The organism is Pseudomonas haemolytica (assembly GCF_009659625.1).
In the GTDB taxonomy this organism is placed as follows: Bacteria; Pseudomonadota; Gammaproteobacteria; order Pseudomonadales; family Pseudomonadaceae; genus Aquipseudomonas; species Aquipseudomonas haemolytica.
Genome location: NZ_VOIW01000001.1, coordinates 1,032,349 through 1,048,156, shown reverse-complemented (window position 1 = coordinate 1,048,156; position 15,808 = coordinate 1,032,349). Strand labels below are relative to the sequence as shown.

At 61.0% G+C, this 15,808-nt stretch carries 15 protein-coding genes; 7 read left to right on the top strand and 8 right to left on the bottom strand.

The window, feature by feature from the left end:
• Positions 1–62 precede the first annotated feature (62 nt).
• The 4 genes from FRT59_RS04925 (at position 63) to FRT59_RS04910 (ending at position 3,763) form a co-directional block, all read left to right on the top strand.
• Positions 63–1,394 carry a TRZ/ATZ family hydrolase gene (locus FRT59_RS04925; protein ID WP_153870551.1) on the top strand — a complete coding sequence of 444 codons (1,332 nt, stop codon included), beginning with the start codon at positions 63–65 and terminating at the stop codon, positions 1,392–1,394.
• Between the two features lie 64 nt (positions 1,395–1,458).
• Complete coding sequence (ubiG, locus tag FRT59_RS04920; RefSeq protein WP_003172645.1) at positions 1,459–2,157, top strand: bifunctional 2-polyprenyl-6-hydroxyphenol methylase/3-demethylubiquinol 3-O-methyltransferase UbiG; 699 nt, start codon at positions 1,459–1,461, stop codon at positions 2,155–2,157.
• A 4-nt stretch (positions 2,158–2,161) separates the two neighbouring features.
• Positions 2,162–2,833, top strand: coding sequence for an N-acetylmuramic acid 6-phosphate phosphatase MupP (gene mupP / locus FRT59_RS04915; protein WP_162524826.1), 672 nt, complete (start codon positions 2,162–2,164; stop codon positions 2,831–2,833).
• A 189-nt stretch (positions 2,834–3,022) separates the two neighbouring features.
• On the top strand, positions 3,023–3,763 hold the full coding sequence (locus FRT59_RS04910; protein ID WP_153870550.1) for a YciK family oxidoreductase: 741 nt from the start codon (positions 3,023–3,025) through the stop codon (positions 3,761–3,763).
• A gap of 69 nt (positions 3,764–3,832) precedes the next feature.
• Here the strand turns inward: FRT59_RS04910 and FRT59_RS04905 are convergent, their stop codons facing one another.
• Genes FRT59_RS04905 through FRT59_RS04880 form a run of 6 tightly spaced genes read right to left on the bottom strand, consistent with a single transcriptional unit; the run spans position 3,833 to position 9,993 of the window.
• The gene (locus FRT59_RS04905; protein ID WP_153870549.1) at positions 3,833–5,347 is read right to left on the bottom strand and encodes an ABC transporter substrate-binding protein; all 1,515 of its coding nucleotides are present in this window, start codon (positions 5,345–5,347) and stop codon (positions 3,833–3,835) included.
• A gap of 32 nt (positions 5,348–5,379) precedes the next feature.
• Positions 5,380–6,351 (bottom strand): ABC transporter ATP-binding protein, encoded by a 972-nt coding sequence (locus tag FRT59_RS04900; RefSeq protein WP_153870548.1) that lies wholly within the window; start codon positions 6,349–6,351, stop codon positions 5,380–5,382.
• Entirely contained in the window at positions 6,348–7,304 is a 957-nt protein-coding gene (locus FRT59_RS04895) for an ABC transporter ATP-binding protein (protein WP_153870547.1), read from the bottom strand. The genes FRT59_RS04900 and FRT59_RS04895 overlap by 4 nt, the downstream gene beginning before the upstream one ends.
• Positions 7,301–8,158, bottom strand: a complete 858-nt coding sequence (locus FRT59_RS04890; RefSeq protein WP_153870546.1) for an ABC transporter permease — start codon at positions 8,156–8,158, stop codon at positions 7,301–7,303. The genes FRT59_RS04895 and FRT59_RS04890 overlap by 4 nt, the downstream gene beginning before the upstream one ends.
• A complete protein-coding gene (locus tag FRT59_RS04885) occupies positions 8,155–9,102 on the bottom strand; it encodes an ABC transporter permease (protein WP_153837767.1) in 948 nt (315 codons plus the stop codon). Before FRT59_RS04885 ends, FRT59_RS04890 begins: the two co-directional genes overlap by 4 nt.
• 3 nt (positions 9,103–9,105) lie before the next feature.
• Complete coding sequence (locus FRT59_RS04880) at positions 9,106–9,993, bottom strand: proline iminopeptidase-family hydrolase (RefSeq protein WP_153870545.1); 888 nt, start codon at positions 9,991–9,993, stop codon at positions 9,106–9,108.
• A gap of 183 nt (positions 9,994–10,176) precedes the next feature.
• Between FRT59_RS04880 and FRT59_RS04875 the strand changes: the two genes are divergently transcribed.
• Entirely contained in the window at positions 10,177–10,941 is a 765-nt protein-coding gene (locus FRT59_RS04875) for a LuxR family transcriptional regulator (protein WP_153870704.1), read from the top strand.
• A gap of 92 nt (positions 10,942–11,033) precedes the next feature.
• Entirely contained in the window at positions 11,034–11,966 is a 933-nt protein-coding gene (locus tag FRT59_RS04870; RefSeq protein ID WP_153837765.1) for a proline iminopeptidase-family hydrolase, read from the top strand.
• A gap of 37 nt (positions 11,967–12,003) precedes the next feature.
• On the opposite strand, the gene FRT59_RS04865 is transcribed toward FRT59_RS04870, so the two are convergent.
• Positions 12,004–13,506 (bottom strand): nucleobase:cation symporter-2 family protein, encoded by a 1,503-nt coding sequence (locus FRT59_RS04865; protein WP_153870544.1) that lies wholly within the window; start codon positions 13,504–13,506, stop codon positions 12,004–12,006.
• Positions 13,507–13,664: 158 nt separating this feature from the next.
• On the opposite strand from FRT59_RS04865, the gene FRT59_RS04860 reads away from it, so the two are divergent.
• Positions 13,665–14,498, top strand: a complete 834-nt coding sequence (locus FRT59_RS04860) for a nucleoside-binding protein (protein ID WP_153837764.1) — start codon at positions 13,665–13,667, stop codon at positions 14,496–14,498.
• A 63-nt stretch (positions 14,499–14,561) separates the two neighbouring features.
• Here FRT59_RS04860 and punC read toward each other — a convergent pair whose 3' ends face one another.
• On the bottom strand, positions 14,562–15,752 hold the full coding sequence (gene punC, locus FRT59_RS04855) for a purine nucleoside transporter PunC (protein WP_153870543.1): 1,191 nt from the start codon (positions 15,750–15,752) through the stop codon (positions 14,562–14,564).
• Positions 15,753–15,808 lie beyond the last annotated feature (56 nt).

Sequence of the window (15,808 nt, the reverse complement as noted above, 5' to 3'; positions counted from 1 at the left end):
CCAGCCAGGACGCTCGGGTATACTTCGCCCTTCTTTTATAGCTGCCTGGGAAGAAGCCTGCGATGACCTCCACTGCCGCCCCGCTCGACTTGTTGCTGCTGCCGACCTGGCTGGTACCCGTCGAACCCGCAGGCGTGGTGCTCAAGGAGCATGGCCTGGGCATCCGCGATGGGTGCATTGCCTTTATCGGCCCACGGGCCGCGGCAATGAAGCTTGCAGCCGATGAAGTTCGCGAGCTGCCCGGCATGCTGCTCAGCCCCGGCCTGATCAACGCCCACGGCCATGCGGCGATGAGCCTGTTTCGTGGCTTGGCCGACGACCTGCCACTGATGACCTGGCTGGAAAAACACATCTGGCCGGCCGAGGCCAAGTGGGTCGATGAAGCCTTCGTGCGCGACGGCACCAACCTGGCCATCGCCGAACAGCTCAAGGGCGGTATCACCTGTTTCTCCGACATGTATTTCTACCCCAAGGTCGCCAGCGATTGCGTGCATAGCAGCGGCATGCGCGCGCAGATCGCGATGCCGATCCTCGACTTTCCCATTCCCGGCGCCAGCAGTGCCGATGAAGCGCTTCGCCAGGGCATCGAACTGTTTGGCGACCTCAAGCACCACCCGCGCATCAAGATCACCTTCGGCCCTCACGCGCCCTACACCGTGTGCGACGCCAACCTGGAAAAGATCCGCGTGATCGCCGAAGAGCTGGACGCCGCGATTCATATGCATGTGCATGAAACCGCCTTCGAAGTGCAGCAAGCCGTGGAGCAGACCGGCGAGCGCCCGTTGGCGCGCCTGGCTCGCCTCGGGTTACTGGGGCCGCGCTTCCAGGCCGTTCATATGACCCAAATCAGCGAGGACGACCTGGCTTTGCTGGTAGAAAGCAACACCAGCGTTATTCATTGCCCGGAATCGAACCTGAAACTGGCCAGCGGCTTTTGCCCGGTAGAGCGCTTGTGGCAGGCTGGGGTCAATGTGGCCATCGGCACCGACGGCGCCGCCAGCAACAATGACCTGGACCTGCTGGGCGAAACCCGTACCGCCGCGATGCTGGCCAAGGCCGTCGCCGGCTCGGCCACCGCTCTGGACGCCCACCGAGCCCTGCGCATGGCGACGCTCAACGGTGCACGGGCCATGGGCCTGGAAAGCCAGATTGGCTCGCTGGAAGTCGGCAAGGCGGCGGACATGGTCGCCTTTGATCTGTCGGGGCTGGCGCAACAACCGATCTACGATCCGGTCTCACAGCTTATATATGCCACCGGACGCGACTGCGTGAAACACCTTTGGGTCGCCGGCAAGCAATTGCTCGACGACCGGCAATTGACCCGCATGGATGAACAACAGTTGACCGCCACGGCCATCGCCTGGGGCCAACGCATCAGCGGGCACAGCGAATAACGAAGGTGCTGAACCCCGGTGTTCAGCCCCGACCCACCGATTTATCAGATTTAGAGGATTCACCATGAGCAACGTCGACCACGCCGAAATCGCCAAATTCGAAGCCCTGGCCCACCGTTGGTGGGACCGCGAAAGCGAGTTCAAACCCCTGCACGACATCAATCCGCTGCGGGTCAACTGGATTGACGAGCGCGTCAACCTGGCCGGCAAGAAGGTGCTGGACGTTGGTTGCGGCGGCGGTATTCTCAGCGAAGCCATGGCCCAGCGCGGCGCCACCGTGATGGGTATCGACATGGGCGAAGCGCCGTTGGCCGTGGCCCAGCTGCATCAGTTGGAATCCGGAGTGAGCGTGGAGTACCGGCAGATCACCGCCGAAGCCCTGGCCGAGGAAATGCCCGAGCAGTTCGACGTGGTGACTTGCCTGGAGATGCTGGAACACGTGCCCGATCCATCCTCTGTGATTCGTGCGTGCTTTCGCATGGTCAAGCCCGGCGGCCAGGTGTTCTTCTCCACCATCAACCGCAACCCCAAGGCTTACCTGTTCGCGATCATCGGCGCTGAATACATCATGAAGCTGCTGCCCCGCGGCACCCATGACTTCAAGAAATTCATCCGCCCCTCCGAGCTGGGCGCGTGGAGCCGCCAGGCCGGGCTGACCGTCAAGGACATCATCGGCCTGACCTACAACCCGCTGACCAAGCACTACAAGCTGGCCAGCGACGTTGACGTCAACTACATGATCCAGACCCTGCGCGAGGAGTAAGCCTGTGAAGTTGCGAGCGGTTCTCTTCGACATGGACGGTACCCTGCTGGATACCGCGCCGGACTTTATCGCCATCTGCCAGGCCATGCGCGCCGACCGTGGCCTGGAGCCGATCAACCCGCAGCACATCCGCGATGAAATTTCCGGCGGTGCGCGGGCGATGGTTGCCGTGACCTTCTCGATGGACCCGGAGTCCCCAGGCTTTGAAGCATTGCGCCTGGAATTCCTCGAGCGCTACCTCAAGGACTGCGCGGTTCACAGCAAGCTGTTCGACGGCATGGCCGAGCTGCTGGAAGACATCGAAAAAGCCAAGCTGATCTGGGGCGTGGTCACCAATAAGCCGGTGCGCTTTGCCGAACCGATCATGCAGCGACTGGGCCTGGCCGAGCGCTCGGCCGTGCTGATCTGCCCGGACCACGTGAAAAACAGCAAGCCGGACCCGGAGCCGATGATCCTGGCGTGCAAGCTGCTCGACCTGGACCCGGCCAGCGTGTTGTTCGTGGGCGATGACCTGCGCGATATCGAATCCGGCCGTGACGCCGGCACCCGCACGGCGGCGGTCACCTACGGCTATATCCACCCGGACGACAACCCGCGTCACTGGGGCGCGGATGTGGTGGTGGATCACCCGCTGGAATTGCGCAAAGTGCTGGATAACGCGCTGTGCAGTTGCTGATTGCTCCCCGATCTTGCTGACCGATGCAGGGCCAAAATATGGGAGGGGGCTTGCTCCCGATGGCGGTGGGTCAATCAATAAATGCAGTGACTGACACTCTGCTATCGGGAGCAAGCCCCCTCCCACACTTGGATCTTCACTGCTCTCAAAACTGGTGTTGTGACCTACTGAATTTTGTCGAGGCTATTTATGTTTGATTACTCTGCACCTCCAGAACTGCTCAAAGGCCGGATCATCCTGGTAACCGGCGCCGGTCGCGGGATTGGCGCAGCAGCGGCGAAGACCTATGCCGCCCATGGCGCTACCGTGCTATTGCTGGGCAAGACCGAAGCCAACCTGGCCCAGGTCTATGACGAGATCGAAGCGGCCGGCCACCCGCAACCGGTGGTGATCCCGTTCAACCTGGAGACCGCCCTGCCCCATCAATACGATGAGCTGGCGGCGATGATCGAAAAGGAATTCGGCCACCTTGACGGCCTGCTGCACAACGCCTCGATCATTGGCCCGCGCACGCCCATCGAGCAGTTGTCCGGCGAGAATTTCATGCGGGTGATGCACGTCAACGTCAACGCGATGTTCATGCTGACCAGCACCTTGCTGCCGTTGCTCAAGCTGTCCCAGGACGCATCGGTGGTGTTCACCTCCAGCAGCGTCGGGCGCAAGGGCCGCGCCTATTGGGGTGCCTATGGTGTGTCGAAATTCGCCACTGAGGGGCTGATGCAGACCCTGGCCGACGAGCTCGAGGATGTGGCGGCGGTCCGCTCGAACAGCATCAACCCGGGCGGCACGCGCACCAGCATGCGGGCCCAGGCATATCCGGGGGAAAACCCGATGGAAAGGCCGGCGCCGGAAGAGATCATGCCGGTGTACCTGTACCTGATGGGGCCGGACAGTGCTGGCATCAATGGGCAGGCGTTCGACGCGCAGTAAACCCTGACACACCGCAAAAACAAATGTGGGAGGGGGCTTGCCCCCTCCCACATTGATACTCAGTGTTCTTTAGTTTTTCACCACTTCCTCAAGGGTGAAGCGCCCCAACGGGTTCTGCAGGAAGTTGCTCACATTCTTGCGTGAGATATTGATGTACGGGCTGTAATACAGGTCAATCCAGTTCACATCCTGCTTCGCCAGCTTCTGCAACTGGACATACATCTGCTCACGCTTGGCCGGGTCTGCCTCCACTCGCGCAGCCGCGACCAGTGCCTTGACCTCGTCGTTCTTGTAGCGGGTCATGTAGTTCTGGTTGGTGTCGTGGCCCAGCACGAATGTGGTCTTCTGGTCCGGGTCGAGGATGTCGTTGGTCCAGTACATCACCGAAATATCGTAATCACCGTCCACCAGCATCTGCCAGCTTTGGGTCGGGTCGACCTTCTGCAGGTTCGCGGTCACACCGACCTTGGCCAACTGGTCCTTGATGATCACCGCAATCTGTTCGTCAGCTTCGTTGCCGGCGTTGACCACGTAGTTGAGCTTCAAGTCCTTGGCGCCAGCCTCTTCCAGCAGCTTTTTGGCCGCCGCAGGGTCATACGGCCGTTGCAGGTTGTTGGCGTAGTGGTACAGCGAGCCTTTGGGGATGTAGGAATAGGCCACGGTGCCTTGACCGTAAGTGGCGGTTTTCACCAGTGATTGCTTGTCGATGGCCATGTCCAAGGCCTGGCGCACTTGCGGCTTGGCCAGCAGGCCGTGCTCGTGGTTGATCAGCAGGTGATCTTCACGGGTGGACGGGTCGGAGTGGATGACCACGTTCTGGTCTTTCTTGAGTTCTTCAACCCGGGAAAACGGCACGAAGATCGCCGTGTCGAGTTCGTTGTTCTGCACCATGCGCATGCGGGTGTTGTCGTCGGTCACCGAGACCCATTCCACGCCATCCAGGCTGACGGTGTTGGCCTGCCAGAAATTCGGGTTCTTCTTCAGGATCACCCGGTCGCCCTTGCGCCATTCTTCCACGGTAAACGCACCGGAGGTCACCGGGTTTTCCGAGTAGGCGTCTTCGCCCATTTTGGTCATGGCTTTTTCCGACAGGATCGACACCGTCGGCGACGCCAGTTGCGAGAGGAAAGCCACCGCCGGCGTTTTCAAGGTGACCACCAGGGTCTTGGGATCGCTGGCCTTGGCGGTGTTGATCAGGCTGAACGGGTCGCTCCACAACGACGCCTTGTTGTCGCGGATGCGCAGCAGGCTGAATGCGGCATCGTCGGCGGTGATCTTTGATCCGTCGGAGAACTTCGCCTCGCGCAGCTTGAAGGTGTAGGTCAGGCCATCCTTGGAAATCTCCCAGCTTTCAGCCAGGCCCGGCTCCATCTTGGTGCCCAGGTTATCCACGCGCACCAGGGTGTCGTAGACGTTGGCGAATACCCAGGTGTCGCGGTTCTGCGCGCTTTTGATCGGGTCGAAGGTAGTGCTGTCTTCACGGCAGCCGATGGTCAGGACGCCAGCGGCGTGGGCCAGGCCAGCGGTCAACGACCAGGCGGTGAGCGTCGCGGCGGCGAGCAGTTTCAAGTGGCGCGATTGCATATCACAACTCCTTGTTAATGAATGGCAGAGGGTTAAAGCAAAGGTTCTTCAAGCACGCAACTGTACCGATGCTCGTGCAGGAAATGGGTCGGCGGCAACACCACCGAACACATCGTTCGGGCATGCCGGCAACGCGGGTGGAAGGCGCAGCCCGTAGGCAGGTTCAGCGGGCTCGGTGGCTCGCCGGGCAACGGCAGCGCAGGCAACGGGCGCTGCGGATCAATCTCGGGAATCGCCTCGATCAAGGCCGCCGTATACGGATGACGCGGCGTGGTAAACACCGCTTCCACCGGCCCTTCCTCGACGATCTTGCCCAGGTACATCACCGCTACGCGGTCGCACAGGCGCCGCACGATGGCCAGGTCATGGGCGATAAACAGGATTGCCAGGTTCATGCGCTGTTGCAGTTCCAGCAGCAGGTTGATGATCTGGCCCTGGATCGACACATCCAGCGCCGCCACGCATTCATCGGCGATGATCAACCGCGGCTCCACCGCCAGCGCCCGGGCGATGCCGACGCGCTGGCACTGGCCGCCGCTGAGGGAGCCCGGCTTGCGTGCGGCCAACTCGGGACGCAGGCCAACCAGACCCAGTAGCTCGTTGACGCGCGCCGGGATCTGCTCCACAGCCACCTTGCGCTGCACGCGCAGCACCTCGGCAATGATCTCGCCGACGCTCTGGCGTGGGTTCAATGCGGCGTAAGGGTCCTGGAAAATCATCGCGGTTTCATGACGCAGGCGGGCGATGTCGATGGCGCTGCCATGGGCCATGTCGATACCGTCAAACAGCACCTGCCCGGCGCTGATCGGGCTAAGGTGCAGAATCGCCCGGCCCAGGGTGCTCTTGCCGCTGCCGGACTCACCCACCAAACCGAGGGTTTCCCCCGCGGCAAGGTTCAGCGACACACCGTTCACCGCCCTCACCCACTGCTTGTTCAGGCCGAACAGGCCACTGCCGGACGCGGCAAAACGCACCTCCAGGTCCTTGATCTGCAATAGGCTCATGGTCGCCCTCCCAACGGATAGTGACAGGCCACGCGTGCGCCTTGCGGCAGCAACTCAGTGCACAAGGCACCGGCCTGCGGACAACGCGGGTTGAAGCGGCAACCCGCGGGCAACTCATCGAGCAACGGCGGCTGGCCGGGGATCGTGCGCAGCAAGGCATGGCCGCTGCCATGGGCCGGCTGGCAGTCGATCAGGCCAGCGGTGTACGGGTGTTGCGGGTGGGCCAACAGCGCGTATTTGCTGCCGTGCTCGCACAGGCGCCCGGCGTACATCACGGCGATGGAGTCGCAGGTTTGCGCGACCACGCCCAGGTCATGGGTGATCATGATGATCGACAGGCCACGCTGGTCGCGCAGGTCGAGCAACAGGCGCAGGATTTGCGCCTGCACCGTCACATCGAGGGCGGTGGTCGGCTCGTCGGCGATCAGCACTTTCGGGTTGCAGCCCAGGGCCACGGCGATCATCGCGCGCTGGCGCATGCCACCAGAAAACTCATGGGGGTAGTTGTCGACCCGCGCCTGGGGGTCAGGAATCCCGACCTGGCGCAGCACCTCGATGGCCTGCAAGCGGGCGTCTTTTTTCGAAGCACCTTGATGCAGGCGAATGCCCTCGGCAATCTGCTCACCGATGCGCATCAGCGGGTCCAGGTGGCTGCTGGGGTTCTGGAAGATCATGCCCAGTTGCCCGCCTCGCACCGCACGCATGCCGGCATCATCCAGTTGCAACAGGTCCTGGCCGGCAAGCCGCACGGTGCCACCCTGGACCCGCAGGTTTGGCGATGGGAGCAAGCGCATCAAGCCGCGACAGGCCATGGTCTTGCCCGAACCGCTCTCGCCCACCAGCCCAAGGATTTCACCTTCGGCCAAGTCGAAGGACACGCGGTCTACCAAGGTAACATCACGCCCGGCGTTGTTGGCGATCACACTGAGGTCGCGCACTTGCAGCAGGCTCATGCGCGATCCCCCAACACTTGTGCGACGCCGTCAGCCAATAGGCTGAAGCCCATCGCCAGGGTCACGATGGCCAAGCCCGGGAAGGTGCAGATCCACCAAGCCGTGGTGATAAAGGCTTGCCCTTCGGCCACCATCGTCCCCCACTCGGCGGTGGGGGGTTGCACGCCCAGGCCCAGGTAACTCACGGCGGCGCCATTGAGCAGCACCAGCACTGCGTCGGACATGGAAAATACGACGGAACCAAACAGGGCATTGGGCAGCAAATGCCGGAACAAAATGCGCCCATGGCCAAAGCCCAGGCTCTTGGCGGCCAGGGCAAACTCGCTTTCCTTGAGCACCAGGATCTGCGAGCGAATCAGCCGCGCATACGACACCCAGCCCACCAGCGCCATGGCGATATAGAAACTCTTTAAGCCCGGCCCGAGAATGGCCATGATCGCCAGCATCAGCACCAGGAACGGAAACGCCAGGACGACATCGATCACGCGCATGCAGAAACTGTCGAAACGCCCGCCTACGTAGCCGGACACCGCACCGACGAAAGTGCCGATGATGAACGGGAAGATCACCCCGACAATCGCCAGTTGCAGGTCGATGCGCGCGCCCCAGATCACCCTCGATAAAACATCCCTGCCGTAATTGTCCGTACCAAACGGGTGCCCAAGGCTGGGCGCCAGCAAACTCATGTCGGTGTTCTGCGCGATGGGGTCAAAAGGTGCGATCCACGGCGCAAACAGCGCCAGGGCCAACCACGCAAGCAGGATCAACAGGCCCCACGCGGCGGTCAGCCGACCATTGCGAAACCCGAAGCGCAGGCGCAAACGCCATGGGGCAATCAGTGGGCGGCTGCTCATTGCATCTTCACCCGTGGGTCGAGGGCCACCGTTACCACGTCGGCAACGAAGTTGACCACCACCGTGGCACACGCCAGCACCATCGCCACGCCCTGAACCACCATGTAATCGCGGGTAAAAATACCGCGCACCAGCAACTGGCCGATGCCCGGAATGGCGAACAGACTTTCGATAACCACCGTGCCGCTGATCAGCCAGCCGATGTTGACCGCCAGCAGGTTGACCGCCGGCACCAGGGAGTTGGGCAACACATGCCGACGAAACACGGCGGCTTCCGACAAGCCCCGCGCACGGGCAGCGGTGACATGATCGGCCTGCAACTCCATCAACATGCTCGCCCGCAGGTTGCGCACCAGCACCGCCGACAGCGCCAGAGCGATGGTCAGGCAGGGCAAGACCATATGGTGCGCCTTATCCACCCAGGTGCGACCGTAGCCGGACACCGGAAACAGGCCCCATTGCACGCTGAGCAGCAAGATCAGCATCAACCCCAGCCAGAATGCCGGCATGCCCAGGCCGACCGTGGTGAATACGCGGATCAGGTTGTCCGCCCAACCGCCCTTATTGCGTGCCGCCACTGTCGCCAGCGGCACCGCGATCAGCAACGCCAGGACTACGCTGCCCAGCACCAGCACCAGGGTCGGCTCGATACGGGTGACGATCAGTTTCAGGGCGTCAACCTTGTAAAGCAGCGATTGACCGAGGTCGCCCTTGAGCAGGTTCTTCAGGAAATAGAAATATTGCAGCCACAAGGGCTGGTCGAGGCCGAACTGGGCGCGGATTTTCAGCAGGGCATCCGGCGTGCTGCGCGAGCCCAGCAGCGCCCGCGCCGGGTCACCCGGGATCGAGCGCACCAACACGAAGGTAATCAGGCTGATGCCAAACAACACCGGCAACAATTGCAGCGGCCGGGACAAGACAAAACGGTAACGCGCCAGGTTCATGCGTCAGCCTCGGTGGCGGGCGAGAAAGTCCAGCAGCACGGGGAAGTACGCATGGGGTTCCTCATAAAACGGCATATGGCTGCTATTGGGAAATACGTGCAGTTCGGCGTGAGTGGCCGCGAGCTTCATGCGCATGGCGCAGGCGGGGGTGAGTTCGTCGTGCTGGCCGGTGGTGATCAGGATCGGCATCTTGAACTCGGCCATTTCGTTGAGGCGGTTCCAGTCCTTGAGGTTGCCGATATAGAGGAACTCATTGGGGCCTTGCATGGTTTCGTAAGGCCCCATGTTCCAGTCGCCCAGGGAGCGCTTGAGCGGCTCCGGCCATTCGTCGAGGCGGCACACGTGGCGATAGTTGAGCAAGGTAATGGCGGCTTGGTATTGCGGGTGGTCGAGGGTACCCATGGCTTCGTGGCGTTGCATCATGGCCACGGTTTCGCTGCCCAGGGCGCCACGCAGGCGTTCGAGTTCCTGGGACAAATGCGGAATGTCGCCGACGGTGTTTTCCAGGATCAGGCTTTTCAGCGCATCGGGGTAATGAATGGCGTATTCGATACCCAGCCAACCGCCCCAGGAATGCCCGAGCAAATGCACGCGGCCCAGATCCAGCGCTTGGCGCACGGTCTCGACTTCTTCGACATAACGGCGGATTTCCCACAGGGCAATATCGGTCGGTCTGGCTGATGCGCCCGTGCCAAGCTGGTCGAATGCAACCACTCGCAGGTTATGGGCTTTGAGCCAGCCATGGGCGTCACGCAGATAGTCACACGGCAGGCCCGGCCCGCCGTTGAGACACAGCAGTACCTCATCGCCTTCGCCGAAGCTGTAGACCACGAGGTTATGGCCGTCGACTTGCACGTTGTACTGCTGGTCGGGGGCAATTTCACGCCACATGCATACATTCCTTGTGTTGTATCGGCCTGGCGGGTAGCGGCCGTTTATCAGGTCAACACTACCGAGGATGCCGTGCGTCCATAACCTAGTATTTCTTATAGGTTTGGCCTGGCAGTCCTTCGCCGGGGCGTGGCATTCTACTTGCCGCAAGTCGAGATTCAAATGAATTCGGGAGCAGAACGGATGCTGGCCAAGCTGACCGCCTTCAATAATCGTCTCATGCCAGGCAGGAGCCTGGATGAACAGATGGACAATACGTTTATCCTTGCCCAACAACTGGGCTTCGATGCACTGGTGTATGACTACACCCCGGTGCCCATTGACCTCGATGGTGCACTGATTACGCCCTCGCTTCTGCAACTGCGTAACACCCCGACCGACTGGTACGCCTTATGGTGCAGCGAAGGGTTTTACCAGATCGACCCGGTGCAGCACCTGGCGTTGAGCACGGTATCGCCGTTTGTCTGGTCCTATGAAGCGAAGACCGAGACTGCCCTGCAAAAAATCATCGACCCCTGCCACGCCCCCGTGTCCTCGTACCTGCATGAACGGCAATTGACCTGCGGCGTCAGCGTACCGATTCATCTGCCCCGGGGCGGCTTCGCGTCGCTGACCGGGTTGCGCACCGGCAAGGCGCGCACGGTATTGAAGGACGCACAACATACGCTGGCCGATTTCAGCCTGATTACCCATGCCTTGCAAGAAGCGGCGTACCCGCTGTTCAGCAAGGAGCTACGCGCCTACCCGCATATCCACCTGACCAAGCGCGAACGCGAATGCCTGAAATGGGCCGCCGATGGCCTGACCGCCGCCGAAATCGCCACGCAATTGAGCCGTTCACTGGCGGTGGTCACCCTGCACTTGGCCTCGGCCATGCACAAACTGGGGGCCAAGAACCGTGTACAGGCGGTTGTGCGGGCCACCCACTACCGCTTGCTGGAAGGTTGAGCTTTAGAAAAAACCTAGCTGTTTTGCTAGTTACCTAAACTTTTTGTTCAGACTATCGTAGCCCTGATCCTTTTTTCAGAGCGGGGCACGAAATGGAATTCATCGAGAAAGTTCGCGAAGGCTACGCGCCCTTTGGCGCCTATCAGACCTGGTATCGCGTCACGGGCGACCTGACCACAGGCCGTACGCCGTTGGTGATCATCCATGGTGGCCCGGGTTGCACCCACGATTACGTGGATGCCTTCAAGGATGTCGCCGCCAGCGGCCATGCGGTGATTCACTACGACCAACTGGGCAACGGCCGCTCTACGCACTTGCCAGAGAAAGACCCGTCGTTCTGGACCATCGGCCTGTTCCTCGAAGAGTTGAACAACCTGCTGGACCACCTGCAGATCAGCGAGAACTATGCAATTCTCGGCCAATCCTGGGGCGGCATGCTGGGCAGCGAGCATGCGATCCTGCAACCCAAGGGCCTGCGCGCGTTTATTCCTGCCAACTCACCCACCTGCATGCGTACCTGGGTCAGCGAAGCCAACCGTCTGCGCAAACTGTTGCCTGAGGGTGTGCACGAAACCCTGCTCAAACACGAGCAGGCTGGCACCTATCAAGACCCGGAATACCTGGCCGCTTCGCGGATTTTCTATGACCAGCACGTGTGCCGGGTCAACCCTTGGCCGGAGGAAGTGGCGCGCACCTTTGCCCAGGTCGATGCAGACCCGACGGTGTACCACGCCATGAGCGGCCCGACCGAGTTCCACGTGATCGGCAGCTTGAAGGACTGGAACGTGATCGGCCGCCTGTCGGCGATAAAGGTACCGACCCTGGTGATTTCCGGCCGGCATGACGAGGCCACGCCATTGGTGGTCAAGCCTTTCCTGGATGAGATCGCGGACGTGCGCTGGGCACTGTTTGAAGACTCCAGCCACATGCCCCATGTGGAAGAACGCCAAGCGTGCATGGGGACAGTGGTGAAGTTTCTGGATGAGGTGTGTTCACTGCCGCACACAGCCCTCAAGGCTGGCTGAATTCCCAATGTGGGAGGGGGCTTGCCCCCTCTCACATTTAGACCTCAGTGGCTTCAGGTTTTGCGGCTTTCTTCAAGGTATCCGATACCAAAGGAATCTCCTTGCCCTCGGCATCGAACAACTTCCCACCCCGGTAGTAATCTCCGTCGCGCAACGCGGCCACATCACGAAAGCACAAGCTGCGCTCAGTCCCCGCTACAAACACTGACTGCTGGTCAGAGTTGCCGGCGGTGAAGTGGTTGAACGCCAGGTTCAGCAGGATCGCCATGATCGCCGACGAACTGATGCCCGAGTGGAAAATGGTCGCGAACCAGGTTGGAAAGTGATCGTAGAAGCTCGGCGCGGCGATGGGGATCATGCCAAACCCGATACTCGTCGCCACGATGATCAGGTTCATGTTGTTGCGGTAGTCCACCTTGGACAGCGTGCGAATACCACTGGCCGCCACCGTGCCGAACAACACAATGCCGGCACCGCCCAGCACAGAGGTTGGCACCGCTGCGATCACCCGGCCCATGAACGGCAGCAAGCCGAGCACCACCAGGAATACCCCGCCGGTAGCCACCACAAACCGGCTCTTCACCCCGGTAACGGCCACCAGGCCGACGTTCTGGGCGAACGCGCTCTGGGTGAACGAACCGAAGATCGGCGCAAACATGCTCGATAACATATCGGCGCGCAGGCCATTGCCAAGGCGCTTGGAGTCAACCTTGGTGTCGATGATCTCGCCCACGGCCAGGATATCCGCCGAGGTTTCCACCAGCGTCACCATCACCACGATGCACATGGAAATGATCGCAGCCACATGGAAGGTTGGCATGCCGAAGTGGAAAGGTGTGGGGAAGCCGAACATCGGCCCCTGGGTCACACTGGAGAAGTCAGCCATGCCAAGAAGCACCGCGATCACCGTGCCGATCACCATCGCCAGCAGAATCGACAAGCGCGAAATGGTTGCGCTGCCGATTTTGCTCAGCAGCAGCACCAGCACCAGGGTCAACGCGGCCAGGCCGATATTCGACATGCTGCCGAAGTCCGCCGCACGGCTGTTGCCACCCATGGCCCAGCGTGCTGCCACAGGCATCAGGGTCAGGCCGATGGTGGTAATCACAATGCCCGTCACCAGCGGCGGGAAGAATTTGGTGATCCGCGAGAACACCGGGGTGATCAACAGGCCGATTAACGACGCGGCCATCACCGCGCCGAGAATCGCTGGAATCCCTCCGGCACCGTCACTGCCGACAATCGCCACCATGGTCGCCACGCCCGCGAACGACACGCCCTGCACCAGCGGCAACTGACAGCCGAAGAACGGCAGGCCAAGGGTTTGCAACAACGTGGCCAGGCCGCCAGCAAACAGCGAAGCGGCGATCAACAGGCCGATATCCGCCGGCGACAACCCGGCTGCCTGGCCGACGATCAACGGCACGGCGACGATGCCGCCGTACATGGTGAGCACATGCTGCAGGCCGTAAGCCATGTTGGCGGCGACGCCCAGATTCTCATCTTCGGGCCGCTGCGGTGACGCCTTCGGGATAGTCATGGTGAGGGGTTCTCTGTTTTTGTTGTGCGCTCACTGTATGCAATGTACAGACTGTATGTCCATAGAGTTGTATACAATCAATCGAACAAGATACCCTCCAACGGCGTTACAAAAACAATTCGGCCGTTATGAGCCAGAACGCCAAAGGACTAAAAATAATGAAAAAGGCACTACAGGGCGCCACCGTTGCTTTAACCCTTCTCGGCGGCGGGGAGGCTGTCGCGGTGGAATGGATGAACAACAGCGTAGGTTTTCGCTACGGCCAGCACTTCACCAACCCGAACAACCCCGACGATTTCAGCAAGCGCATCTACAGCTTTACCCACGCCAGCGGCTACCGCTACGGCAGCAACTTCCTCAATCTGGATGTGTTCCTGTCCGACAGCCGCGACCCACGCAAGGGTACCGACCACGGCGGCAGCGAGGTGTACGCGGTGTACCGGCACCAGCTGTATGCCTCGCGGGTGTTCGACCTGCCGCCGGGCACTGGCCTGATCAAGGATTACGCGCTGACCCTGGGTTTCGATGCCAACCGCAACAACAACTTCGCGTCAGCCAAAAAGCGCGCCCTGGTGATCGGCCCGACCTTGAAGTTCAACACCGTCGGCGTACTGGACCTGAGCCTGATGTACTACAAGGAAAGGAACCACACCGGCATCCCTGGCGCGCAAGAGTCCAATCACACGTTCGACGACACCTACATGCTCAACCTGACCTGGATGCGCCCGTTCGAGGTCGGCAACCATGCGGCGAAATTCCAGGGGTTTATCAACTACGTCGGGGAGAAAGGCGAGGACTACCACGGCCGCAATACTGCGCCAGAAGCGCTGATGCGCACGGCGTTGATGGTGGCGGTGCGGCCGGGTAAAAGCGTCAAGCCGAACCTGTACCTGGGGGTGGGGTACGAGTACTGGCATAACAAATTTGGCGTGGATGGTGGCCGGGGGAGCCGAACTTCAACGCCTACGCTGAATATGGAAGTCACGTTCTAACTGAAGACACTCAGGACCCATGTGGGAGGGGGTTTGCTCCCTCCCACATTTTTGACCCCATTGTCACTTCAGATCAGTTGCCAACTCAGAGCGATCTACTTTCGGCCGCGCCAACCAATAACCCAACACCGCCAACGGTGCAGTCGCCAACATCACAATTGCCGTAATCAACAGCGGTTGCTCGATCATCGACGACACCAACAAGCTGGCCAGGAAGCACAGGCCCAACTGCAGGGTGTTTTGCAGCGCCGCCGCCTTGCCGGAGTTTTCCGCAAACGGCATCAGCGCATTCGCCACCACAATCGGGTAGCTGGCGCCGTTGCACAGCGCCATCAGGCAGAACGGAATCAGCAAAGTGGTGAGGGTCGGCACGCTCAAGGTGGCAACCAGGTACAACGCCACCATGCTCAGGCAATACGCCGCCAGCAGCCACGGCAGCAGGGTTTTGCCCGCCAAGCGCTGCAAGGCACTGCGGCAACTGTAGCCGCCGACGAGAAACGCCAGGGTCGGCAGCACGTAGCTGAGGCCGATGTCATTCGGGCTGTAACCCATGCCGCCGAGGATGAACGGCGAAGCCGTGAGCCAAGCAAAAAAGCTGGCCGAGCAGGCGGCGAAAATCATCACATTGCCGGTAAACACCCGGGAAGTGAGCAACTGCCCATAACCGAGGCGCGTAGGGCCGCCCTTCTGCTCCAGACGCTTGGGCACGCTGCGCAGGAACAAAGTCGGCAACAGCAGCAGCAATGACACCACCAGCAACACGCCGAAGATCGCCTGCCAGCCAAAGTGATTCAGCACCAGGGCGCCCAACAACGGTGCGAGGGCCGGTGACAGCGACATCAACGGCATGATGCTGGCGAATACGCGGTGGGCCTTGTCAGCCGGATAGCGGTCGATCACCAACGCCTGCCAGCTCACAGCAGCGGCACACACGCCAATCGCCTGCATAAAGCGCAGGGCCAACAGTTGCGGTGCGGTCTCGACCCAGAACATGCCCAGGCAACCGAGCACAAACAGGCTCAAGCCCGCGAGCAGGATTGGCTTGCGCCCCAGGCGGTCCGAGAGCGGCCCCCACAGCAACTGCCCCACCGCAAAGCCGGCGAGGAAAATACTCAAGCTGGCGCCTACCGCGCCGGCACCAATCTGTAACTGCTCACCCATGGCGCCAAACGCGGGCAAGTACATGTCCATGGCGAGATAACCGAGCATGCTCAGCCCCGCCAGATACCAGGTAAAACCAAAAGAATTTTTCATCGAAGCCTTGTGAATACTGCCATCAAACTATTTGCTGACTGGCGCCCATTATGAAG